The 255-nt window shown below is 51.0% G+C and carries 1 protein-coding gene; it reads left to right on the forward strand.

What is annotated here, in order from left to right:
• Positions 1-255 (forward strand): hypothetical protein (locus M3202_RS22230; RefSeq protein WP_251225359.1); only part of this gene is annotated, 255 nt, incomplete at both ends.

Raw genomic sequence — 255 nt, forward strand, 5'->3', positions numbered from 1 at the left:
CATTTACGAAATCAAACATTTACAGGGGAGAATCGAGGAAGGGCGTCGGCTTCGCGCGTTACGCGGCTGCCTGAAGGAAGCCCGTTTTCAGTCATCCTTAAAAAATGGTAACGGCTTCGCACGCCGCATAAAGAAAAACCGTCTGGCGGTTTTTCTCATTTACGAAATCAAACATTTACAGGGGAGAATCGAGGAAGGGCGTCGGCTTCGCGCGTTACGCGGCTGCCTGAAGGAAGCCCGTTTTCAGTCATCCTT

This window comes from Halalkalibacter oceani, from assembly GCF_023715605.1.
GTDB classification, from domain to species: Bacteria; Bacillota; Bacilli; order Bacillales; family Bacillaceae_D; genus Halalkalibacter; species Halalkalibacter oceani.